General features: G+C 70.6%; 1 protein-coding gene. It reads left to right on the top strand.

Annotated elements, in window-relative coordinates; translation table 11 throughout:
* The coding region (locus NLU14_RS22095; protein ID WP_275710654.1) for a DUF2306 domain-containing protein at positions 1–265 on the top strand (265 nt) is incomplete at both ends.

Raw genomic sequence — 265 nt, 5'->3', positions numbered from 1 at the left:
CACAATTGTTCGGGAAGAAGCCGCGATCGATCTGCCGCGCGCCGCCAAGGGCGCGCTGCTCGTCGGCGCCGCAGTGCTGGCCGGTGCCACGACGATCGCGGTCGGCCGGGTACTGCTCGGGCTGACGCCGTCGACCTATGAGATGAAGCAGGTGGCGATCCTCGTCCACCTCGCCACGGTGCTGCCGGCGATCCCGCTCGGGCTATGGGTGCTGCTGGCCCGCAAGGGCGATGCGACGCACCGGATGCTCGGCCGGATCTGGGCG

Source organism: Marinobacter iranensis (genome assembly GCF_029207565.1).
In the GTDB taxonomy this organism is placed as follows: domain Bacteria; phylum Pseudomonadota; class Gammaproteobacteria; order Pseudomonadales; family Oleiphilaceae; genus Marinobacter; species Marinobacter iranensis.
Note: the sequence above shows the minus strand (reverse complement) of the source record. Positions and strands in the feature narration are given on the sequence as shown.